Origin of the sequence: Nioella ostreopsis, assembly GCF_004000255.1 — a bacterium.
Taxonomy (GTDB): Bacteria; Pseudomonadota; Alphaproteobacteria; order Rhodobacterales; family Rhodobacteraceae; genus Nioella; species Nioella ostreopsis.
In genome coordinates this window covers 1-21,349 of sequence record NZ_RCIQ01000019.1, presented here as the reverse complement: position 1 = coordinate 21,349, position 21,349 = coordinate 1, and the positions used below count along the sequence as shown (strand labels likewise).

At 64.7% G+C, this 21,349-nt stretch carries 28 protein-coding genes and 1 pseudogene; 6 read left to right on the top strand and 23 right to left on the bottom strand.

The features are described from left to right. Position 1 precedes the first annotated feature (1 nt). The 16 genes and pseudogenes from EP237_RS17355 to EP237_RS17280 form a co-directional block, all read right to left on the bottom strand. A pseudogene (locus EP237_RS17355) lies at positions 2-652 on the bottom strand (phage tail tape measure protein); the annotation flags it as partial. Continuing rightward, a complete protein-coding gene (locus tag EP237_RS17350) occupies positions 645-857 on the bottom strand; it encodes a rcc01693 family protein (protein ID WP_127562164.1) in 213 nt (70 codons plus the stop codon). The gene EP237_RS17350 and the pseudogene EP237_RS17355, both read right to left, overlap by 8 nt. Continuing rightward, complete coding sequence (locus EP237_RS17345) at positions 854-1,168, bottom strand: gene transfer agent family protein (RefSeq protein ID WP_127562163.1); 315 nt, start codon at positions 1,166-1,168, stop codon at positions 854-856. The genes EP237_RS17350 and EP237_RS17345 overlap by 4 nt, the downstream gene beginning before the upstream one ends. 2 nt (positions 1,169-1,170) lie before the next feature. Then, positions 1,171-1,587, bottom strand: coding sequence for a phage major tail protein, TP901-1 family (locus tag EP237_RS17340; RefSeq protein ID WP_071691863.1), 417 nt, complete (start codon positions 1,585-1,587; stop codon positions 1,171-1,173). Positions 1,588-1,638: 51 nt separating this feature from the next. Next, positions 1,639-2,049, bottom strand: a complete 411-nt coding sequence (locus tag EP237_RS17335; protein ID WP_127562162.1) for a DUF3168 domain-containing protein — start codon at positions 2,047-2,049, stop codon at positions 1,639-1,641. Next, a complete protein-coding gene (locus EP237_RS17330) occupies positions 2,046-2,375 on the bottom strand; it encodes a head-tail adaptor protein (RefSeq protein WP_127562161.1) in 330 nt (109 codons plus the stop codon). The genes EP237_RS17335 and EP237_RS17330 overlap by 4 nt, the downstream gene beginning before the upstream one ends. Then, the gene (locus tag EP237_RS17325) at positions 2,372-2,956 is read right to left on the bottom strand and encodes a head-tail connector protein (RefSeq protein WP_127562160.1); all 585 of its coding nucleotides are present in this window, start codon (positions 2,954-2,956) and stop codon (positions 2,372-2,374) included. The genes EP237_RS17330 and EP237_RS17325 overlap by 4 nt, the downstream gene beginning before the upstream one ends. 156 nt (positions 2,957-3,112) lie before the next feature. Beyond that, complete coding sequence (locus tag EP237_RS17320) at positions 3,113-4,315, bottom strand: phage major capsid protein (protein ID WP_127562159.1); 1,203 nt, start codon at positions 4,313-4,315, stop codon at positions 3,113-3,115. Between the two features lie 35 nt (positions 4,316-4,350). Beyond that, positions 4,351-4,914, bottom strand: coding sequence for an HK97 family phage prohead protease (locus tag EP237_RS17315; RefSeq protein WP_127562158.1), 564 nt, complete (start codon positions 4,912-4,914; stop codon positions 4,351-4,353). Between the two features lie 9 nt (positions 4,915-4,923). Then, positions 4,924-5,172 carry a GTA head formation protein, RCAP_rcc01685 family gene (locus tag EP237_RS17310; protein WP_127562157.1) on the bottom strand — a complete coding sequence of 83 codons (249 nt, stop codon included), beginning with the start codon at positions 5,170-5,172 and terminating at the stop codon, positions 4,924-4,926. Beyond that, positions 5,169-6,341, bottom strand: a complete 1,173-nt coding sequence (locus EP237_RS17305) for a phage portal protein (protein WP_127562156.1) — start codon at positions 6,339-6,341, stop codon at positions 5,169-5,171. Before EP237_RS17305 ends, EP237_RS17310 begins: the two co-directional genes overlap by 4 nt. Before the next feature lie 96 nt (positions 6,342-6,437). After that, entirely contained in the window at positions 6,438-7,796 is a 1,359-nt protein-coding gene (locus EP237_RS17300; RefSeq protein WP_206052318.1) for a DNA-packaging protein, read from the bottom strand. Then, a complete protein-coding gene (locus EP237_RS17295; protein ID WP_127562154.1) occupies positions 7,711-8,058 on the bottom strand; it encodes a hypothetical protein in 348 nt (115 codons plus the stop codon). The genes EP237_RS17300 and EP237_RS17295 overlap by 86 nt, the downstream gene beginning before the upstream one ends. Before the next feature lie 339 nt (positions 8,059-8,397). Further along, positions 8,398-9,567 (bottom strand): endolytic transglycosylase MltG, encoded by a 1,170-nt coding sequence (mltG, locus tag EP237_RS17290; RefSeq protein WP_127562153.1) that lies wholly within the window; start codon positions 9,565-9,567, stop codon positions 8,398-8,400. Next, positions 9,567-10,829 carry a beta-ketoacyl-ACP synthase II gene (gene fabF / locus EP237_RS17285; protein WP_127562152.1) on the bottom strand — a complete coding sequence of 421 codons (1,263 nt, stop codon included), beginning with the start codon at positions 10,827-10,829 and terminating at the stop codon, positions 9,567-9,569. The genes mltG and fabF overlap by 1 nt, the downstream gene beginning before the upstream one ends. Positions 10,830-10,996: 167 nt before the next feature. Then, a complete protein-coding gene (locus EP237_RS17280; protein WP_071691851.1) occupies positions 10,997-11,230 on the bottom strand; it encodes an acyl carrier protein in 234 nt (77 codons plus the stop codon). 248 nt (positions 11,231-11,478) lie between these two features. On the opposite strand from EP237_RS17280, the gene EP237_RS17275 reads away from it, so the two are divergent. Beyond that, complete coding sequence (locus tag EP237_RS17275; protein ID WP_127562151.1) at positions 11,479-11,763, top strand: hypothetical protein; 285 nt, start codon at positions 11,479-11,481, stop codon at positions 11,761-11,763. Here EP237_RS17275 and fabG read toward each other — a convergent pair. From fabG to EP237_RS17260, 3 genes are all read right to left on the bottom strand, one after another. After that, positions 11,698-12,435 carry a 3-oxoacyl-ACP reductase FabG gene (fabG, locus tag EP237_RS17270; protein ID WP_127562150.1) on the bottom strand — a complete coding sequence of 246 codons (738 nt, stop codon included), beginning with the start codon at positions 12,433-12,435 and terminating at the stop codon, positions 11,698-11,700. The genes EP237_RS17275 and fabG overlap by 66 nt on opposite strands. 93 nt (positions 12,436-12,528) lie before the next feature. Then, positions 12,529-13,473: an ACP S-malonyltransferase gene (gene fabD / locus EP237_RS17265; protein WP_127562149.1), complete on the bottom strand. Its 945-nt coding sequence runs from the start codon at positions 13,471-13,473 to the stop codon at positions 12,529-12,531. Positions 13,474-13,564: 91 nt separating this feature from the next. After that, positions 13,565-13,942: a hypothetical protein gene (locus EP237_RS17260; RefSeq protein ID WP_127562148.1), complete on the bottom strand. Its 378-nt coding sequence runs from the start codon at positions 13,940-13,942 to the stop codon at positions 13,565-13,567. A 189-nt stretch (positions 13,943-14,131) separates the two neighbouring features. Between EP237_RS17260 and EP237_RS17255 the strand changes: the two genes are divergently transcribed. From EP237_RS17255 to rplI, 5 genes are all read left to right on the top strand, one after another. Next, complete coding sequence (locus EP237_RS17255) at positions 14,132-14,761, top strand: hypothetical protein (protein ID WP_127562147.1); 630 nt, start codon at positions 14,132-14,134, stop codon at positions 14,759-14,761. A gap of 27 nt (positions 14,762-14,788) precedes the next feature. After that, positions 14,789-15,463, top strand: a complete 675-nt coding sequence (locus tag EP237_RS23180; protein WP_164744750.1) for a hypothetical protein — start codon at positions 14,789-14,791, stop codon at positions 15,461-15,463. Between the two features lie 387 nt (positions 15,464-15,850). Beyond that, positions 15,851-16,204, top strand: a complete 354-nt coding sequence (gene rpsF / locus EP237_RS17245; RefSeq protein WP_127562146.1) for a 30S ribosomal protein S6 — start codon at positions 15,851-15,853, stop codon at positions 16,202-16,204. 22 nt (positions 16,205-16,226) lie between these two features. Then, a complete protein-coding gene (gene rpsR / locus EP237_RS17240) occupies positions 16,227-16,454 on the top strand; it encodes a 30S ribosomal protein S18 (protein ID WP_127562145.1) in 228 nt (75 codons plus the stop codon). Positions 16,455-16,467: 13 nt separating this feature from the next. After that, positions 16,468-17,094, top strand: a complete 627-nt coding sequence (gene rplI / locus EP237_RS17235; RefSeq protein WP_127562144.1) for a 50S ribosomal protein L9 — start codon at positions 16,468-16,470, stop codon at positions 17,092-17,094. Between the two features lie 133 nt (positions 17,095-17,227). On the opposite strand, the gene EP237_RS23720 is transcribed toward rplI, so the two are convergent. From EP237_RS23720 to EP237_RS23290, 4 genes are all read right to left on the bottom strand, one after another. Further along, on the bottom strand, positions 17,228-18,022 hold the full coding sequence (locus EP237_RS23720) for a hypothetical protein (protein WP_276317010.1): 795 nt from the start codon (positions 18,020-18,022) through the stop codon (positions 17,228-17,230). Between the two features lie 134 nt (positions 18,023-18,156). After that, complete coding sequence (locus EP237_RS17225) at positions 18,157-18,624, bottom strand: hypothetical protein (RefSeq protein WP_127562142.1); 468 nt, start codon at positions 18,622-18,624, stop codon at positions 18,157-18,159. Between the two features lie 92 nt (positions 18,625-18,716). Then, entirely contained in the window at positions 18,717-19,178 is a 462-nt protein-coding gene (locus EP237_RS17220) for a hypothetical protein (protein WP_127562141.1), read from the bottom strand. Between the two features lie 153 nt (positions 19,179-19,331). Continuing rightward, positions 19,332-21,349: hypothetical protein (locus tag EP237_RS23290; RefSeq protein WP_166435162.1), on the bottom strand; the 2,018-nt coding region annotated here is incomplete at its 5' end.

The window sequence follows — 21,349 nt, the reverse complement described above, 5'->3', positions numbered from 1 at the left end:
TGTTGCGTTGACCACGCGCGAGAGCTTGGCTCATCTGCGCCGCGATCTGGCTTTTCGAGCGTTGGAACCCCTGCACATCCGGCGTCGAGATATTCATCGTCACGTTGATCGGACGCCCGCCGCCCTGCGCCTGCACGCCAAGCCGCCCGTCCGCGCCACGCGTCAAAGGCATGATGGCCTCCGGCCCGGCCTCGCCCATCAACCCGGTACCGCCCCGCATGGCAAAAGGCGTCGCGCCACTGACCACGCCGCCACGGGCAAAGGGCGTCACGCGGCCACCCGAAAACGCGCCGCCCCGCTCAAACGGCAACACCGCTGACACCAGCGAATTCACCCCGTTGGCCAATGCCCCGCCAAGCGCGTTCTGCACCGGCCGGATCGCGGTGTTATAGGCCGCGTCCACCATGCTTTGCGCCACCGTCCGCAGAGCGTCCGACAGGCGCATGCCGTCGAAGATCACCCCGTCAAACGCGCGCCGCAGCCCGCCGCCGAGGGACCGGCTGAGGCCCTGCACCTCGCGGCCCGTGTAAAGCATCGAGTCCTGCATCGTCCGCAGTTCGGCATGAAACGTCGCCACCATCTGGCTAGTGGATCCCAAAGTGGCCTCCAGCGCCGACAGTTCCGCGTCGAAATCGTTCAGTTCCTCATCCATCGGATGTGTCCTTGTGGTCGGGGAAACGGGCGGCCAGGGCCTCCAGCCCCGCCCGTCCCATCGGTGCCGCGCCGCCGGTCTCACCCAGCATCAAAAGCAGCTCCGCAGGGGTCAGCGCCCAGAACTCGCCCGGCGTCAGACCAAGCCCCTGCATCCCGGCCCGCATCAGGCCGGGCCAGTCGAACGGGCGGGGGTCGCTGCTCATTGGGGCGGCCGGAAGGACAGCGCCAGCAGCTGCGCCGCCACGCGCGCGGCTTCCAGCGGCCCGCCGTCGATCTCGGCCTTGGCCAGATCCGCGGGCTCGCCCTGCCAGCCGCCCCCCCGCAACCCCGCGCAGACCAGTGCCAGCACATCGCGCGCGGTGAAGCCGCCGGCCTCAAACCGTTCGACCAGCGCAGGCAGGCTATCGGCCTGCAACCAGCTCTCCAGCTCCGCCAATGCGCCAAGCGTCAGCTTCAGCACGCGTCGGTCACCGTCCAGCACCAGCGCCACCTCGCCCGCGTAGGGGTTCGCCATGATCAGAGCGCAGCGGTGAAGGTGAGCGCACCGGCTGAGGCCAGCGAGACCTCATAGGTCGCCTCGCCATCATGGGTGCCCGCATATTCGATCGAGGTGATCTGGAACGGCCCCTCCACGGTGCCAAAATCAGGGATGATCACCTGAAAATCGGGCACTTCGCCGTCGAAAAAGATCTGCCGGGCGCGTTCATCCGTGGTTTCGTCGCGGAAGATGCCCGATCCGCTGATCGCCGCCGTTTTCACCCCGGCGCCGCCCAGCAATTCGCGCCATCCGCCCGTCGACTCCAGGCTGGTCACATCCACCGTTTCTGCATTGAAGCTCAGCCGCGAGGCGCGTAGCCCCGCCATGGTCTGGAACGACCCGTTGCCATCCAGATCGACCTTCAGCAGAAGATCCTTGCCGTTTTGCGCTGCCATGTCATTCTCCAGTTAAATCTGCATATTACACGTGAAAGCTGATGTTGATTATCAGCTGTCATCCTCATCCAGCCGGGCCCGGAACCACATCTCGATCCGCCGGTCCGCGCCACTGCGCCCGGCCTGGGCGCGATGGAATTGCACCCGGCCCACACGCCCGCGCGCCAGGCTCAGCCCGCCATTCAGCAGTGCGTCCGACACGGCAGAGGCCGCCTGTTTCGCCTGGTGATAGCCAGCGGCGCTGCTGGTCACGGTCACGCTAAAATCATGCAGCGCGCCGCCGAAACTGCCGTCGGACCGGTCGCGCACCTTTTCGGGCCCGATGGTCACGTAAAGCGGCGGCAGCGGCCCCTGGGGCAGCGCGTCGAACACATTGCTTCCGACGATCCCCGCAAGCGCCGCATCGCCGCTCAGCCGCCCGTAGACCGCCGTTTGCAGCGCCGCCGTCATGCCATAGCTCATGTGCCCTCCTCCTCGGTGGCGAAGCAGATCAGAAAGCGCCCGTCCGGGGCGCTCTCGGTCACTGCGTCGATGGTGAAGATCCGCGCCCCGTCCCGGAACCGTTGCGACGGTTTAGGCCGCGACGGCGCGCCCTGCGGGGCCGAGCGGAGGGTGATCTTGTAGCCCACCCGCGACAGCCCCGCCGCGTCGCGCCCCGTGCGCGGCAACACCTCGGCCCAGACCGTGCCGTGCGGCGACCAGCTTTCGGTAAAGCCCCCCGCCCCGTCGGCGACCCGAACCGGCCCTTCCAGCAACAGGCGGCGCGTCAGTTTCGGATGCCCGTTCATCCGCTCAGCCCCCGCATGCGGACCGAGCGATAGGGCTCGATCAGCACCGCCACGCCGCAGGCCATGCCTGCCTCGCCGGTGCCTTGCGCCTCATACAGTTCAGCCGCCTGCAGCAGCACCGCCTGGCGCAGATCTGCGGGGATGCCGTGCCAGTCCAGCCCATAGCCTGCCGTGAACTCGATCTCGATGGACCCGCCAGATGACGGGTTCGGCAGGCTGCTCACGGCCTCGATGGCCGGACGGTGGCTGTCGACGCGCAAGCTATAGCTGCCCGGGTCCAGCACCGTTTCGGCCCCCGCCCGCGACACCAGCTTGACCGTGTCGACAGACGAAACCGGGGCCACCGGCAGCACCTGCGCCGTGACCGATTGCCAGTGGCTCAGATGCCAGCTGAACCCGCGCCGGTAGAGCGCCTTGCCAATCCGCGCCTCGATCGCGGCCAGCGCCGCCCGCAGACAGCTTTCCAGCTGCGCGTCCTGGCTGCCGTCATCGGCAAAGCCGGAGGACAGGCGCAGGTGATCGGTCAGCTCGGTTATCGGCAGAAGGGCACTGGACACCGAAGACATTTCGACCATCATCATGTTGTTTTTTCTCCGCAAAGGACTGCCTCTCTAGGGGTGGCATGGCCGGGCCCCGCACCGCTCGGGCGGAGGTCAATTTGGCTGGAGGCCGCAAAGGCCCGCCCATGCCGCCCGCCCCGAGGAACCGGGACGGGGTCTCGTGCCTCTGACGAGGGATCAGGAGGTGCCGAATTTCAGCAGTTTGATTGCGGCAAAGTCGCTCACGTCGCCGCCCACGCGCTTGGTGGCGTAGAACAGCACATGCGGCTTGGCGCTGAACGGGTCGCGCAGCACCCGCAGATCCGGGCGTTCCGCGATGGTGTAGCCCGCGCCGAAATCGCCAAAGGCAATCGCCATGGCATCGGTGGCGATATCAGGCATGTCCTCGGCGATCAGCACCGGATAGCCCATCAGCCGCGCGGGTTCGCCAGCAGCCAGACCGTCCGACCACAGGAAGCGGCCATCGGCATCCTTCATCTTGCGCACAGCGCCTGCGGTCTTCGAATTCATCACGAAAGACGCATTGGCGCGGTAGCGCGCCCCCAGCGCGTAGACCAGATCGACAATCGCATCGGCCGGGTTCACCGCCGCGAAATCGCCCGCCGTGCCGGTGATGACATAGCCCAGGTTGCCCCAGCTCCAGCTTGCATCATCCACGGTCGTGTGGGTCAGGAAGCCCGTGGGCTTGTCCACCCCATCCCCCGAAACGAACGCCGACGCCTCGGCGCGGGCGAACTTGTCGGCGATCCGGCCCGCCAGCCAACCCTCGATATCGAACGCGGTATCGTCCAGCAGCCGCTGAGACGCCTTGGGCAGCGCCGACAGCTCGTGCAGCGGGATCGAAATGCGCTCGATCTGCGGGGTGTCGGTTTCCGTGGTCGACGCGGTTTCCGTAGCCCAGCCGGCCCCCACATCGGTATGGTCGACCAGCACGTCGAACGAGGTGGCCTCGACATTCACCACATTGGCCACCGCCCGCAGCGACGAGGCCCCGCGCAGCACACCCTGGATCATCTCGGCAGTCTGCGGGTCGACCAGATAGCCACCCTCGGCATTCACAGCGGTGTTGAGCGCCTTGCCCTCCAGCTCTAGCCCGCGCAACCCGTCATCATCGCCGGTGCGCAGATAGGCTCCGATGGCCTTCTTGTGAGGGGCGCCGTCCTCAGTGGCGGCGGAAAGCGCGGGGCGCAGATGGGTCATGGTCTTGGTGTTCAGCATGGAAATACGCTCTTCCTGTTTTTGAAGCTTCGTGGTCATGTCGTCCTGAAACTGACTGAATTCGTTCAGAAACCCTGCCAGCGCTGATTTCACTTCTGTGGTGGCATCCGGTGCATTGGGCACAGCGGAGCCGCCCGAAGACTTGGTCTCGGTCTCGGTCATCACATCGTCCTGATTGTTGAGAGAAATGCGGGGCCTTAACGCGCCGCCAGTTTGCGGCGGGCGTCCTGGAACACCGTCGCCAGTTCATGCAGGAAGTCGCCCTTGGCCTCGTCGGCCTTCTGGGATCCCACCCGCGCCTGCGGCAGCATCGGGAAAGTCACCAGCGACACTTCCCAAAGCTCCACCTCGTTCAGAAGCCGCTGGCCCCTGTCATCCTTGGTCGCGCGCAACGTGCGGTAGCCAATGGACAGCCCGTCTATCGCGCCCGCTCCGATCAGCGCCGCCGCCTCGCGCCCCTTTTCCACGGCATCGAGGATGCGCCCCTTGACCCAAAGCCCCTTGCCGTCCTCGCGCAGCTCATCCCAGACGCCGATAGGTTGCGCCGGATCGTGCTGCCACAGCATCTTCACCCGGCGGCCCTGATCCGACAGCCCCTTCAGACTGCGGGAATAAGCGCCTTTCTGAACCACATCGCCGCCCTGATCGCAGGCCCCGAACAGGCTCGCATAGCCCTCGATCACATGACCGTCGCTAACCGTCAGCGCCTCGTCGAAGCGGCAGAATTTCACTTCCAGTCCGCTTGGGGAAAATCCATACATTTCCGTCTCCTATCCACCAGAGCTCATCTGAATGATCTCGTTGATCGCCTGCGCCAGCACCACGCTGACCACGCCAAACACCGCCAGCCACAGCCGTCTCTCGACCCGTTCCAGCGCCGTCTCAATCGCGTTCAGCCGGTATTCCAGCGCCTGCCAGCGTTCCTCGGCCACGCGTTCATTGGCCTCGATACGGGCATTGGCCGCGTCGAAGGGGGCATAGAGAAAGCGCGACCCGCCTCCCGTCCCCCGGTCGCTCATTCATCCTCCGCCAGCCGCGGCAGCCCCAGCATGGCGCGCTTTTCTGCGGGCGTCAGGAACTCTGCCTCCGCCACCCGCCGCCACTGCGCGTCGCGTTCCGTGGCCAGCGCCGGCACCTGGTCGAGATCGGGGCGCAGCTCCACCACTTCGCCGGAATAGCCCGCCAGCCAATGCGCCAGCGACGCCAGCACCTTGGAGGCCAGCGGCAGCACCGTCAGGCGATAGAACGCCCGGTTCGCCTCGGCATAATTGGCGTAGGTCGCATCACCGGGGATGCCCAGCAGCATCGGCGGCACCCCAAAGGCCAGCGCGATGTCCCGCGCGGCGGCGTCCTTGGTCTTCTGGAACTCCATGTCAGACGGGCTGAACCCCATTGGCTTCCAGTCGAGACCGCCCTCAAGCAGCATCGGCCGCCCGGCATTGCGCGCCCCCTGATGGTGGCTCTCCATCTCCGCCTGCAACCGCTCGAACTGCTCGGCGGTCATGGTCCCGGCCCCGTCCGCCCCGCGATAGACAATCGCCCCCGAAGGCCGCGCCGCATTGTCCAGCAGCGCCTTCGACCAGCGCGAGGCGCTGTTATGCACGTCCAGAGCATTCGCCGCCGCCTGCATGGGGCTGAGCCCGTAGTGGTCATCCTGCGGATGGAACAGCCGCACATGGCAAATGGGGCTCGCCCCCTGCACATGGAACCGATGTTTCCTGGTCCCCACGGCATACTCATAGGCCACCGGCCAGCCATCGGCCCCCGGCACCAGGCTCATCCGGTCCGACCGCAGCACATGCAACTCCCCCGGCATGCCGCCATCGGGGCTCACCGCCTCCACATAGCCATTGCCCGACAGCAGAAGCTGCGCGAACAGCGCCTCCAGGAACTCGCCCCGCCCCTGTGCCCCATTGGGCCGCGCCAGCAGCGACAGCAGCGGATGCACCTCATAGCGGCGTTCCACGTCCTGGCAGATCACCGGCAGCGCCGCCGCCGCCTCCGCGATCAGCTTGACCGACCGAAACCCCACCGGGTTACCCGAGAAGCCCGTTTTCATCAGCGACACCGTATCGCGCGGGCTCCAGGCAACGCGCCCCGCGCCCGCCCAGGCCACCACCCGCCCCGTGGCCGAGGCCTTGGCCTCCGGCACCTCCGGCTGCGATCTCCGCAAGAAATCCAACACCATCCGCTTGTCTCCTTGGTCCATGTCAAAAGAGCGCCCCCGCGAAGCCCGCGAAAACGCTCTCAAAAAGGGCGGATGAACGCCCCTTGCGTCACAAATTCAGATCTGCCGGATCCCCGGCTTCGCCAACGCCCTGCGCGCGGGCAGGATCATCCCGTCGGTCAGCGCCCAGACCAGCGCATCCACCCGGTCGGGGCTGCCGCGCCCCTCGAACCCGGTGATGGTCATGCGGCACATCTGGTCCTCCAGCGCTGCCAACCCCGGCAGATGCGCGACCCGCCCCTGTTCATAAAGCGCCGCCACCGGCTCCGCCCGCGCGACCTTGCCACGAGAGGCATGGACCGAGTGCACATTGATCAAGGGATCGACCATCCGAACCGCATCCAGCACCAGATCGCCGCCCTGATTGACCTCGGCCACCATCCGGTCGGCCCCGTGCCTATGATAGGCCGCCACCGCCGCCTCCGCCCAGCCAGAGGCGGACACGCCCTGAACCGAGCAATCCTCGATGACGACGCCATGCCAATCCCGCGGCGGCCCGTCCTGCACCACGCCAACCACGACGATCCCGCAGGCGTCCGATCCCGAATGCCCCGTCACCGGCGGATCGACCGCCACCGTGATCCGCATACGCTCCGGCACCACATCCGCCCGAGCGACATCCAGCATCGCCTGCGTCCAGAGCGCCCCGTCCGCCTCCTCGATCAGCTCGCCATCCAGCTCCTGTCGGCCAAGCCGCGTCTCGCCATAGCGCGCCCGCACCTCCTCCAGAAACGAGTCCGCCAGAAACGCCCGGTTCGCCTCGGTCGGCGCGTGGGTTACTCCCGTGCTGTCCCGCGCCAACAGATCCTTCAGCACCCCCACATTGCGCGGCGTCGTGGTCACGCAGACCTGCGGATGCTCCCCCAGCCGCAACCCGAATTGCAGCATGTCCCAGGTCTCTTCCGCGCGCGGCCATTTCGCCAGCTCATCGGCCCAGGCCGCGTCAAACTGCGGGCCTCGCAAAGCCTCCGGATCATGCGCCGAGTAAAGCCGCGCTTCCGCGCCATTTGGCCAGACCAGCATCCGTTCCCCTGCCACCCAGCGCGGCCGCCGGTCCGGGGGGGAACAGGCCAAAAGCCCGCTCTCCCCCTTCACCATCACCGCCAGCGCCTGGTCATAGGTCTCGCCCACCAGCGCAACACGCCGGGCGCGGCCGGGGGCCAGCGGCGTCGTCCCCTCGACCATCGACCTCACCCATTCGGACCCGGCCCGCGTCTTGCCCGCGCCGCGCCCGCCCAGCACCACCCAGGCCCGCCACAGGCTCTCCGGCGGCATCTGATGCGGCAATGCCCAGAACTCGAAGAGCCAGGGCAGTGCCGCCAGCGCGTTGTCACTCAGACCCGTCAGGAAGCGCTCCACCGCCTCCTGCGGCACGCAGGCAAGCGAGGCGGAGCCCGATCTCAGTCCGGGCCGCATCGAGGTCGAGCTGCCCTGCCCCGATCTCTCCCGTCCGCTGTCCTGTCGCATCGCGTGCCTTCCCTTCCAGACCCATCGCAAAGATGAGTGCGTTGTTCATCTCCCGGACATGCTTGGACACCTCCGAGGCGTCGACCGGTTCCTCGGCCTTCAGACGTTTCAGCGTCCCTCTCAGAACCTGACGCGCCGTGGCAAATGCCTCCAATGCACCGTCCAGCATCTCCTGGAACGGCGATTGATCTTCGTTCAATTGATCGGTCATAAGAAAATCCCCGTGCTTTCAAAAATGAACCCGCACGAGCAGAAATGAAAAAGCGACCTCCGAGGTCACCCCCGGGGCCGCTTGCCCACTTCTTCCAGCATGTCACAAGGTGTACACGGGACCGTTCGGTAAGTCAATAACTTTATTACTTTCAAAGGGTTAACGATCATACCCCACAGCAATAAACAATTAACCCCCTTTCAGCTTGGCCCAAATACCTCGGGGGAGTCGCCGAAAGGCGACGGGGGCAGCGCCCCCAAGGACCTTACCACCTGTCACTACGCAAAACGCGGCCCCACCGGGGCCGCGCGGGTCGACGCGCGAAGCGCGGCGAAACCCCTAGTTTTCCTGCGCCGCCCGCGCCGCCTCGATTGCCCGCCAGGCCTGCACATTCTCGTTGTGTTCGGCCAGGCTCGACGCAAAGGCATGACCCCCCGACCCATCCGCCACGAAGAACAGATAGTCGGTAGTGGCCGGGTTCATAGCCGCTTCAATGGCCGCGCGACCGGGGTTCGCAATCGGCGTCGGCGGCAGCCCGTCAATGCGATAGGTGTTCCACGGGTTGTTGTCGTTGATCAGCTCGCTTTGCCGAATCCCCCGGCCCAGAAAGCCGCGTCCCTCGGATTCGCCATAGATGATCGTCGGGTCGGTCTGTAGCCGCATACCTGCTTCCAGCCGGTTCACGAAGACCCCCGCGATCTCGCCGCGTTCATCTGCCACCCCGGTTTCCTTCTCGATGAGCGAGGCCATGATCAGCGCTTCTTCGACCGTATCATAGGGCAGATCATCGGCACGCCCCGCCCAGGCGGCCAGCAGGATACCGGTCTGCGCATCGGCCATATCGGTCAGCATCTCGGAAATCAGCGTGCCGCGCGCCACCTCATAGGTGTCAGGCGCCAGCGTGCCCTCGGCGGGCAGGTCAACCACGTCATCCTCCAGGAAATCCGCGCCGCGCAGCCCTTCGACGATCTGCCAGACGGTCAGCCCTTCCGGCACAGACACCCGGTAGACAATCGGCGTGCCCGCCTCGACCAGCGCCACATAGTCCGCAGGCAGCTCCGCACCGCCCTCGAAGGTCGCCAGCTCCACCTGTTCGCCCGTGCCCGGCACCCGTTCGCGCAGCCGCATCTCGCCGCCGCCCGCACCGCCCCGGATCACATAGGTGGCCGTATAGCGGAAGGTGGACGGCCCGCCGGAGGACAGGATCTCCATCACCTCGTCCATCGACACGCCTGCGGGAATCTCGTAATTGCCGAACCGCAGGTCCTCGGCCCGCTCCGTGTAGCGCGCGCCAAGCCGGAAGATGGTGGCGCTCGAAATCACCCCCGCCGCTTCCAGGTTCTCCGAGACAGACACCAGACTCTCGCCCCGCGACACCTCGAAATAGGTCGGCTCCGCCAGAGGTCCCGCAGAGGTGAACTGCCGCTGCCCCCAGGCCACGGCCCCCGCGAATGCGATGAAGCCGACGATGAGCAGGCTCATCCCGTTGGCAGCGACATGTTTCCACATCAGTCTGTGACCTTGCCCATGACCAGCGACGCATTGGTGCCGCCAAAGCCAAAGCTGTTCGACAGCGCCACGTCGATCTCACGCTCATGCTTGCCATTGGCGGCGAGGTTCAGTTTCGGCTCCACCGCCGGATTATCGAGGTTGATCGTCGGCGGCGCCACCTGATCGCGGATCGCAAGGATCGAGAAAATGGCCTCGATCGCGCCCGCCGCGCCCAGAAGATGCCCGACGGAGGATTTGGTGGAGGACATGGTGGCCAGACCCGCCTTGTCGCCCAACAGCCGCTCCACCGCGCCCAGTTCGATCGTGTCGGCCATGGTCGAGGTGCCATGGGCGTTGATGTAGTCGACCGCGTCGGGTGTCAGCCCGGCCCGCTTCAGCGCCGCCTCCATGGCACGGTAGCCACCATCGCCATCCTCGGAGGGCGCGGTGATGTGATAGGCGTCGCCCGACAGGCCGTATCCCAGAATCTCCGCGTAGATCTTGGCGCCACGCGCCTTGGCGTGCTCGTAATCCTCCAGCACGACAACGCCCGCACCCTCGCCCATGACGAACCCGTCGCGGTCCGCGTCATAGGGGCGGCTGGCGCGCTGCGGATCGTCCGCGCGCTTGGTCGACAGCGCCTTACAGGCGTTGAACCCCGCGATGCCGATCTCGCAGATCGCGGCTTCGGCCCCGCCTGCAATCATCACATCCGCGTCGCCCCACTGAATGAGCCGCGCCGCGTCGCCAATGGCGTGCGCCCCGGTCGAACAGGCGGTCACAACGGCATGGTTCGGCCCCTTGAAGCCATAACGGATGCTGACCTGACCGGAAATCAGGTTGATCAGAGAGCCGGGGATAAAGAAGGGCGACACGCGGCGCGGGCCCTTTTCTTTTAGAAGAATGGCGGTGTCGGCAATCGAGGACAGCCCGCCGATGCCGGATCCGATCAGAACGCCGGTGCGCAGGCGGCTTTCCTCGTCCTCGGGCATCCAGCCCGCGTCAGCCACGGCCTGCGCAGCGGCGGCCATGCCGAAAAGGATGAAGTCATCGACCTTGCGCCGTTCCTTGGGCGCCATCCAGTCATCGGGGTTGAACGTCCCGTCAGAGCCATCGCCGAGCGGCACTTCGCAGGCATAGTTGGTGGCCAGATGCGAGGCATCGAAGCGCTGGATCGTCCCTGCCCCCGATTCCCCGGCCAACAGGCGGCTCCAGGTTTCCTCGATACCAGAGGCCAGGGGGGACACGATCCCCAGACCCGTGACAACAACTCGACGCATATTCCTGCCCCTTCCGGATGAGAGCTTATCGCGGTTTGATAGCGTCAAGCGGGGGGCTTGGGCAATCCCTTGACAGGGGTTTTGCCCCAACCCCGCCACCTGCCGCCAATGCAAAACGGCACCCTATCAGGATGCCGTCTGCGAATTCTGGACCTGAAGCGAAGGGCTCAGGAGGCGTCGGTGATGAATTTGCACGCGTCGCCGAAGGTCTGGATGGTTTCGGCCGCATCATCGGGGATCTCGATGCCGAATTCTTCCTCGAAAGCCATGACCAGCTCGACGGTGTCCAGGCTGTCTGCGCCCAGGTCGTCGATGAAGGAGGCGTTTTCGGTCACCTTGTCTTCTTCCACACTCAGGTGCTCGACAACGATTTTCTTCACGCGATCTGCGATGTCGCTCATCTTTTCGATCCTCATCCAGTTTGGTCGAAAGCCATTTTTCAGCCCTCGATCTGTAATGCGCCGGTATCGGCGGTTTGACGGGACCGGCAAAGGCCCCTTACCGTCTGGCGCAAGCGCCCCCCGGCAAAATCTGCGCCGCCTATAGCACATCCGCAATCGAAGGCAACGGGGTTTGATCCGTTTTTGCCATTTCCCGCAGCGCCACGCCTTAACCTTTCGGAATGATCCGTTCGGTAGACTGCTCTCAGATGACCTTGAGAAACAATGGGCTGGAGGACCAGTTGACAGAATTCATCGGCTATATTGCGTTGCTCTTGCGCGCCCTGCATCACATGTCCGGGCTGCAAGCGCTGCTCTTTGGCAGTGCTGCGTTCCTGACGGGAATCGCCCTGGCGCGCGTGGCGCGGCGGCTCAGGGTGCATCCCGGCCGCCGCCTGTGGCGGGTCGCAACGGCACGGTTTGGCCGCTCAGACCATCGCCATGCCGCCATTCACATGCATCGTCGTGCCCGTCAGGTACCCCGCCTCAGGTGAGGCCAGGAACAGAACCGCGCTGGCAATCTCTGCCGGGCTGCCCATGCGCCCCGCCGGAATCTGCGTCAGGATCTTGGATTTCTGATCGTCGGTCAGCTTGTCGGTCATCGCGGTCTCGATGAAACCGGGCGCAACGGCATTGACCGTGATGCCCCGGCTGGCCACTTCATAGGCCAGCGATTTCGACATGCCGATCATGCCGGCCTTGGAAGCGGCATAGTTGCCCTGCCCCGGATTGCCGGTGGTCCCCACGACAGACGAGATGTTGATGATCCGGCCCCAACGCGCTTTCATCATGCCGCGCAACACGCCTTTGCACAGCTTGAAGGTGGAGGTCAGGTTCACGTCGATCACCGACTGCCATTCCTCGTCGGACATGCGCATAAACAGGTTGTCGCGCGTGATGCCCGCGTTGTTGACCAGAATATCGACCGACCCCATGGCCTCGGCCGCCTGCTTGGGCAGCGCCTCGACCGCCTCCGGGTCCGACAGGTTGCAGGGCAGCACATGCGCGCGGTCGCCCAGCTCTGCGGCCAGCGCCTCCAGCGGCTCCACCCGCGTGCCAGACAGGCCAACCGTGGCGCCCGCGGCGTGCAATGCGCGCGCGATATCGGCGCCGATGCCCCCCGATGCGCCGGTGATCAGCGCATTTTTCCCTGTGAGATCAAACATGTCTCGTCCTTCCCTTATATCGTGACGCCCGACAGGGGCGCCAAATTTCTTCGAAGAAATTTGCAAGGCTCTTGCAAGAGCCTTCCGCCCCGCTCAGCCCTCGGCCAAAGCCGCCACCGCGGCGCGGACCTCGTCGGGCGTGCCCACCTGCCGGGTCGCCAGCGATCGGTCGATGCGCCGGATCATGCCGGTCAGCGCCTTGCCCGCGCCGATTTCCCATGTCTCGGTCACACCATGGGCGGCCATCCACATCACGCTTTCGCGCCACCGGACAGATCCCGTCACCTGATCGACCAGATGACCGCGCAGCACAGGGGCCGAGCTTTCCGCCGCCGCCACCACATTCGCCACCACCGGCACGCGCGGCGCACTCAGCTCCACATGGCTCAACGCCTCGGACATGGCGTCTGCCGCGGGCTGCATCAACGCACAATGGAACGGGGCAGAGACCGGCAGCATCACCGCCCGTTTCGCACCCTCTCCCTTGGCGATCTCGACAGCCCGCTCCACCGCCTCGCGGTGGCCAGACACCACCACCTGACCCGGATCGTTGTCATTCGCGGCCTGGCAGACCGCCCCCTGGCTCGCGGCCTCTGCCACGCGCATCGCGGTCTCGAAATCCAGCCCCAGCAGCGCCGCCATCGCGCCCTCGCCCACCGGAACCGCCTCCTGCATTGCCTTGCCGCGGATGCGCAGCAGCCGGGCGGTATCCGCCAGCGACAGCGCCCCTGCCGCGCAGAGCGCCGAGTATTCCCCAAGCGAGTGGCCCGCCACATAGGCCGCCGCCTCGACTGTCACGCCCTCGGCCTCCAGCGCCGCCATCGCGGCCAAGGAGGTTGCCATCAGCGCAGGTTGCGCATTTGCGGTCAGGGTCAGCTGATCCTGCTCGCCGTCCCAGATCAGCGCCGACAGCTTCTCGCCCAGGGCCTCGTCTACCGCGTCGAAGACCAGTTTTGCGGCCGGGTATTCCTCGGCCAGGGCCTTGCCCATGCCGATGGTCTGGGCCCCCTGGCCCGGGAAGAGGAAGGCTCGTGTCATCCGCGTCAGCGCTCCGTTTCAAGCTGTTGTTGCCCAAGGGGCTACCGCAACCGCTGGTCCGGCGCAATTGCCAAGCTCCCGGCAGGTATCGCTAATGTTCCATGAAATGGGGAACGGGAGGCCCCTCGCCGGGAAAGAGCTGCACGAAGATCGAGGGTGCGAGGGCGCGCCAGCTGAGGCTCAGATTGCCGAGAATCCATCGCGGGCTGACCCGCGCGGGATTTGCGAGAACATGGTTGAACGGCGCCTCCGCCTCGGTCACGAAGAAGATTTCGGGATCGGCGGCGATCAGGAAGTCGCGTTCCCCGGCGGGCAGGCGAAACCCGGGCGCATCCACCCGGCTGTCCCACCAGGTCCACAGGCGGTCATGGGCATAAAGGCAGCACAACCCATCGCTGCGAATGCCTTCGTGAACATTCGGCAAGTTCAGGCTGCGCGCCAGTCGCTTCGTCTGAGTCCAATCCAGCATCGCCGCCGGCCCCATGTCTTTACCCCCCGAAGGTAAGGAATTCCTTAGCCACGTCAAAAGAAACTCCGACGCTCCCCAAGGTTTACCTTAGGTCAATTCAGGAAAATGTAAATGATGCCGGTTGTGTTGCACTGATTTTGGAGGGGAAAAGCCCGAATGCCCGCAGTTCGGACGACTCGCTGTCATACAATGAAGGAATGCGGCGGACCCGCCCGGACGGGCAGATCAGTTTCGGCCATTGCCGTTTCCATTGCCGTTTCCATTGCCATTGCCACCACCGTTCCCATTGCCTGCGGGACCATCATCATCCGTGGTGTCCCCGGCACATTGAGGCGCATTGCCAGGGTTCGAGGCATCACAACCATCGCTATCATTGCCATGGCCGTTATTTCCGTTCCCGTTCCCGTTCCCGTTCCCGTTGCCGTTGTTGCCGTTCCCGTTGCCGTTGTTGCCGTTCCCGTTGCCGTTGTTGCCGTTTCCGTTGCCGCTGTTGCCGTTCCCGTCTCCGGCGGACCCGCCGGTGATGATCAGCACCGCGCCATCTTCATTCTGATCGTTCTGGTCATCACTGGACTCGATCGTCAGGATCACCCCGGATCCACCGCTACCGGACCCGCTCGAATTTTCGGTGATGGTCAGTCCCGTATCGTCACCATCATCCTCGGAGTCATCGGTAATGATCAGGCTGCCATTGGCATTGCCGTTGCCCTGTTCCGAGGTTCCATCATGATTGCCACCGGCGTTCTCAGCATTGTTGTTGTACTCCGAATTCCCCGGCGCATCCTGGTCCCCGTTGCCGAAGCCGTTGTTCCCGTTTGAGTTTCCATTGCCGTTGCCACTCGAGCCGTGGTCATCATCGTCGCGGTCGTCATCATCATCCCGGTCGTCGCTGTCGTCGCCATCGTCCCGGTCATCCCGGTCGTCACCCTCATCGTGGTCGTCCCTATCTTCGCCATCGTCCCGGTCGTCCCGGTCGTCCCGGTCGTCATCATCGTCCCGGTCGTCCCGGTCGTCATCATCATCCCGGTCGTCCCGGTCGTCACCGTCATCCCGGTCATCGCTGTGGTCGCCATCGTCCCGGTCATCCCGGTCGTCACCCTCGTCGTGGTCGTCCCGGTCGTCACCCTCGTCGTGGTCGTCCCGGTCGTCGCCATCATCCCGGTCATCCCGGTCGTCACCGTCATCCCGGTCGTCCCGATCGTCAGCCTCATCTCCGTCATCGCGGTCTTCGCCATCGTCCCGATCGTCGCTCTGGTTGTCGTCGCTCCCCCCAGTGGCGTCTTCATCCTCTCCGGTGGCGTCCTCATCCTCGGATCCATCATCTTCCGCATCGGACTCGTCACCTTCGACATCATCGTTGGTTTCGGTGATGTCATCGATGCCATCGATGCCGCCACCGGGCTCATCGTCGGGCGTATCGTTGAAAGAGACCACGATGATCGAATTTCCGTCCAGATGATCAGCAGAGTCCTGAGAGAGGTCGGCCACGCCGGAGATGATCTGGCCAGACACGACCAATGACAGGGCCACACCCACAAATATGAGCGGCACCATGTCCACGGTCACGGCACCACCCTCGTTGCGAGCAAACTGTTTCAGGCACAACATGATCTGAGCCAACTACGATCAATAAAACGCTAGCGGCCGATATGCGCTTGAAATTGGGTGTATTTTAGACAACAGCGTGATCATTCCGGGCCTGATCCGCGCAACAGGGCGTGTCGGCACCGGCCGTCTCTGCCCGGCTAGGTCCGCAAGTGGATTTGCCCTTGATCCCCTGCCCCAACCGTCTATAAGGCGGGCTTCCTCCGCCGTTGCCTATGCACCGGCGTGGTCTCTCGTGGTCCGGGGGGCGGAGGACAACGCCCCGGCCTTTGAAACACGCCTTGAAACAAGACTGGAGATGACATGCCTCTCTACGAGCATGTGATGATTGCGCGTCAGGACCTGTCCAACACGCAGGCCGAAGGGCTCATCGAACATTTTGGCGCAATCCTGTCGGACAATGGCGGCTCTGTCGTCGATTCCGAATACTGGGGCGTCAAGACCATGGCGTACAAGATCAACAAGAACCGCAAGGGCCACTATGCCTTCCTGCGCACCGACGCCCCGTCGGCCGCCGTTCAGGAAATGGAACGCCTGATGCGCCTGCATGACGACGTGATGCGCGTCCTGACCGTCAAGGTCGACGCCCACGAAGAGGGCCCCTCGGCCCAGATGCAGAAGCGGGACGACCGTGATGGTCGCCGCGAGCGCCGCTAACCCATAGGGAAGGACTTTCAAAATGGCCGCAAAACCGTTTTTCCGCCGCCGCAAGACCGACCCGTTCGCGGGCGAGAACGCGCCGAAGATCGACTACAAGGACACCCGTCTGCTGCAGCGCTACATCTCTGAGCGTGGCAAGATTGTGCCGTCCCGTATCACCGCCGTAGGGGCAAAGAACCAGCGTCAACTGGCCCGCGCCATCAAGCGCGCCCGGTTCCTGGCTCTGCTGCCCTACGCCGTCAAGTAAGGAGAACTGACCAATGGACGTTATCCTTCTGGAACGCGTGGCCAAGCTTGGTCAGATGGGCGATGTGGTTTCCGTCAAGGAAGGCTACGCGCGCAACTACCTGCTGCCGCAGCGCAAGGCGCTCCGCGCCAGCCAAAGCAATATCGACGCCTTCGAGGCCCAGAAAGCGCAGCTCGAAGCGCGCAACCTGGAAACCAAGGCGGAAGCCGAGGATCTGGCGGGCCGTCTGGCTGGCCAGCAGTTCATCGTGATCCGCTCGGCCTCCGACTCCGGGGCGCTTTACGGCTCCGTCACCACCCGTGACGCCGCCGATGCCGCCACCGAGTCCGGCTTCTCGCTGGACCGCAAGCAGGTTGCCCTGACCCGCCCGATCAAGGAACTGGGTCTGCACACCGTTCTGGTGAACCTGCACCCCGAGGTTGTGGTGGAGATCGAACTGAACGTGGCCCGCTCGGTCGAAGAAGCCGAGCTTCAGGCCTCCGGCAAGTCGATCCAGGAACTGGCTGCCGAAGCGGAAGCCGCTGCCGATTTCGAAATCGCCGAACTGTTCGACGATATCGGATCTGCCGCCCTGGACGATGACGAGGGCGACGCAGCCCCCGCCGCTGACGAATCGGAAGAAGGCTCGGAAGAGGCCTGATCCGTACCCCCTTTCGGGGACAGTGATGACCGCGCCCTTCGGGGCGCGGTTTTTTTATGTGCAATGATGTCAGGCAAAGCAAAAGGCCCGCCCCTTTCGGGACGGGCCTTCCATGTGTTTGGCGCGCGCGAGCTTACTTGCCGTCGTCCACCGGAGCAGGTGCCGGTGCAGGGGCCGGAGCGGGTGCCGGAGCAGGCGCAGGGGCCGGTGCCGGTGCCGGTGCAGGCGCGGGTGCCGGTGCAGGCGCGGGTGCCGGAGCGGGCGCAGGCGCAGGGGCCGGAGCGGGTGCAGGTGCAGGTGCCGGAGCGGGTGCAGGCGCCGGAGCGGGCGCAGGTGCCGGTGCAGGCGCGGGTGCCGGTGCAGGCGCGGGTGCCGGTGCAGGCGCGGGTGCCGGAGCGGGCGCAGGGGCCGGAGCAGGCGTATCGGTCGGGGCAAAGCCGCCACCCGGTGCGGGGGCTGCGCCACCTGCGACGGGCATGGTCTGGATGGTCAGCTGCGCGTTACAGCTGGTGCCGTTATAGGTGCCGATCCAGACATCCACGCGGCCGTTCAGGTTCTCGGCCCCGGACACGGTCAGGCGGGGGTCGAGGTTGCCGTTGGAATCGTCGTCGAACAGCCAGGTGGTGTTGACGGTGTTGACCAGAAGGGTCGCATCGCATTCGGACACGACGCTCATTTCAAGCGCGTAGTTGTCCATACCGCTCAGGATCAGCGAATAGGCGGGCACGGCACTGGCATAGCCCAGTCCGGGCAGGCCACAGGCCTGAACGGAGAACTGGCCGCCAGCGATGGTCGGGGCGGTCTGCGGCGTGGTCAGCATGTCGCCGGTGAATTCATAGGACGGGCCGGGCTGCATGAAGCTGGGGCAAGCCAGCGCGGCGGCGCTTCCGGCAAGAAGAATGGCGGCAGAGGTCAGAAGAGTTTTCATGGCGGGGAACTCCCATATCGGCAGTGAACGGGGCTTCGGAAAAGGGGCCGGGCCGTGGGCAGGCCGGGGCCGGGGAAAGCGGAAAGGCCGCAGCGTGACGGCCTTTCCCTTGTCGTCTCAGATCGGAACCTGACTTAGTTGTACCAGGTTTCCATTTCCAGCGTGGCCGAGCAGGTCGACGGACCGTAGGTGCCAACCCACACATCGATGCGGCCCTGGGTGTTGGAGGTGCCGTAGAGGTTGATGCGGGGGTTCGGGTAGCCGCCGGAATCATCGTCGAAGAACCAGGAGGCGTTGGCCGAGTTCACCAGCAGGACGGTGTCACAAGCAGCCTGGGACACTTCGATCTCCAGACGGCCATAGGGGGCCATGCCCGAGGTGTAGAACGAGAAGTCGGGCTGCGAGATCACGTAACCGGTGTGGTTGAACCCACAGTTCCGCAGGTACTGGCCACCACCTGCGACAACGCCGTAGGAACGGGGGGTGTAGAGGTACTGACCGGTCACGGAAAAGGACTGGCGGCCCTGGGTAATGGTCGGACAGGCCGAGGCGGCTGCCGTCAACGAGATCAATACTAGGAAGGCGGAAAGGATAGTGCGCATTTTGATAACTCCTTAATGTGTCATGCACAGTCTGTTTAGATCAACCTTAGTGTCATGTCTACACTTTTTTTGGTGATCCGGCGATTTTTTTGTCAGCGCTCCGTTTCAAGGATCAGATCGCCAAAGCAGCTTTGGCCATCATAGCTGCCAACCCAAATGTCCACGCGGCCGTTGAGAGTGGCCGAACCGCGCAGATTGATCTGGGGATTATGGCCGTAAGGACCATCATCATTATAGTACCAGTCTCCGTTGGCGGCATTGACGAGCAGCACCGAATCGCAGGGCGCTTCGACCCTGATCTCCAACGGGTAGTGGTCCATCCGGGCCAGCCGGAAGGACGTGGTAGGTGCGGCGGACACGTAGCCCGGATATTGGTAGCCACAGCCCACAAGGGAATAATCGGTTCCGATCTGAACGGAATACTCCCTCTCGCGAAGTAGGATATCGCCGGTATAGCTGTAATCGACATCCCCCCCGAGGCGATAGTCGGGGCAGGCCTGGGCCGCGGCGGCGGCGGACATCATCAGTGCTGCGGAAAGGAAAATAGGTTTCACGGTAAATCTCCGGATATTGGCAAGCGCAAGCAAACACGCTCCGGTTCTGGGATTGGCGCCGGTCGGGTCAATTCCGGGGGCGCACGGTGATTGGGTGTCAGAGGTGGAAAGGGCCGCCCGATTCTGGCGGCCCTCCCCTTATTCGGTCCGGTCTTAGTTGTACCAGGTCTCCAGCTCGACCACGGCCGGGCAGGTTGAGCCGTTATAGGTACCCACCCACAGGTCGAGACGGCCGTTCAGCGACGCCGAAGACGGGATGTTCAGCTCGGGCTGCAGATTGCCACGGCTGTCATCGTCGAAATACCAGGTGGTGTTCGGCGTGTTCACCAGAAGCGTGGTGTCACAGGACGCGCTGGTCACTTCGATCTCGAGGCGGCCATAGCTTTCCATACCGGACAGCATGAACGAGTAGTGCGGGTTGGTATAGGCATAGCCACGGCCACCCACGCCACAGGACGAGATGTTGGTGCTGCCACCGGCCTGCACGTTGTAGCTCGTGGGGCTGTAGAGCTGCTGGCCGGTGATGTAGATCATCTGACCGGGCTGCTGCCAGGACGGGCATCCGCCAGTGGGTGCGGGCGCTGGTGCCGGTGCCGGGGTCGGCGCAGGTGCCGGTGCCGGTGCCGGTGCCGGAGTCGCGGCGTTGTGCCAGGTCTCCAGTTCCACCACAGCCGGGCAGGACGTGCCGTTATAGGTGCCCACCCAAAGATCCAGACGACCGTTCAGCGACGCCGAGGACGGGATGTTCAGCAGCGGCTGCAGGTTGCCACGGCTGTCATCGTCGAAATACCAGGTGGTGTTCGGCGTGTTCACCAGAAGCGTGGTGTCACAGGACGCGCTGGTCACTTCGATCTCGAGGCGGCCATAGCTTTCCATACCGGACAGCATGAACGAGTAGTGCGGGTTGGTATAGGCATAGCCACGGCCACCCACGCCACAGGACGAGATGTTGGTGCTGCCACCGGCCTGCACGTTGTAGCTCGTGGGGCTGTAGAGCTGCTGGCCGGTGATGTAGATCATCTGACCGGGCTGCTGCCAGGACGGGCATCCGCCAGTGGGTGCGGGCGCTGGTGCCGGTGCCGGGGTCGGCGCAGGTGCCGGTGCCGGTGCCGGTGCCGGAGTCGCGGCGTTGTGCCAGGTCTCCAGTTCCACCACAGCCGGGCAGGACGTGCCGTTATAGGTGCCCACCCAAAGATCCAGACGACCGTTCAGCGACGCCGAGGACGGGATGTTCAGCAGCGGCTGCAGGTTGCCACGGCTGTCATCGTCGAAATACCAGGTGGTGTTCGGCGTGTTCACCAGAAGCGTGGTGTCACAGGACGCGCTGGTCACTTCGATCTCGAGGCGGCCATAGCTTTCCATACCGGACAGCATGAACGAGTAGTGCGGGTTGGTATAGGCATAGCCACGGCCACCCACGCCACAGGACGAGATGTTGGTGCTGCCACCGGCCTGCACGTTGTAGCTCGTGGGGCTGTAGAGCTGCTGGCCGGTGATGTAGATCATCTGACCGGGCTGCTGCCAGGACGGGCATCCGCCAGTGGGTGCGGGCGCTGGTGCCGGTGCCGGGGTCGGCGCAGGTGCCGGTGCCGGTGCCGGTGCCGGAGTCGCGGCGTTGTGCCAGGTCTCCAGTTCCACCACAGCCGGGCAGGACGTGCCGTTATAGGTGCCCACCCAAAGATCCAGACGACCGTTCAGCGACGCCGAGGACGGGATGTTCAGCAGCGGCTGCAGGTTGCCACGGCTGTCATCGTCGAAATACCAGGTGGTGTTCGGCGTGTTCACCAGAAGCGTGGTGTCACAGGAAGCGCTGGTCACTTCGATCTCGAGGCGGCCATAGCCCTCCATTCCCGACAGCATGTAGGAATAATGCGGGGTCGGATAGGCATAGCCACGACCACCAACGCCACAGGACGAGATGTTCGTGTTGCCACCGGCCTGCACGTTGTAGCTGGTCGGGCTGTAGAGCTGCTGACCGGTGATGTAGACCATCTGGCCAGGCTGCGCCCAGGTCGGGCATCCGCCAGCGGGCTGAGGGGCCGGTGCGGGCGTCGGGGCTGGTGCCGGTGCCGGGGTCGGAGTCGGCGCAGGGGCCGGTGCCGGTGCCGGAGTCGCGGCGTTATACCAGGTCTCCAGTTCCACCACGGCCGGGCAGGACGTGCCGTTATAGG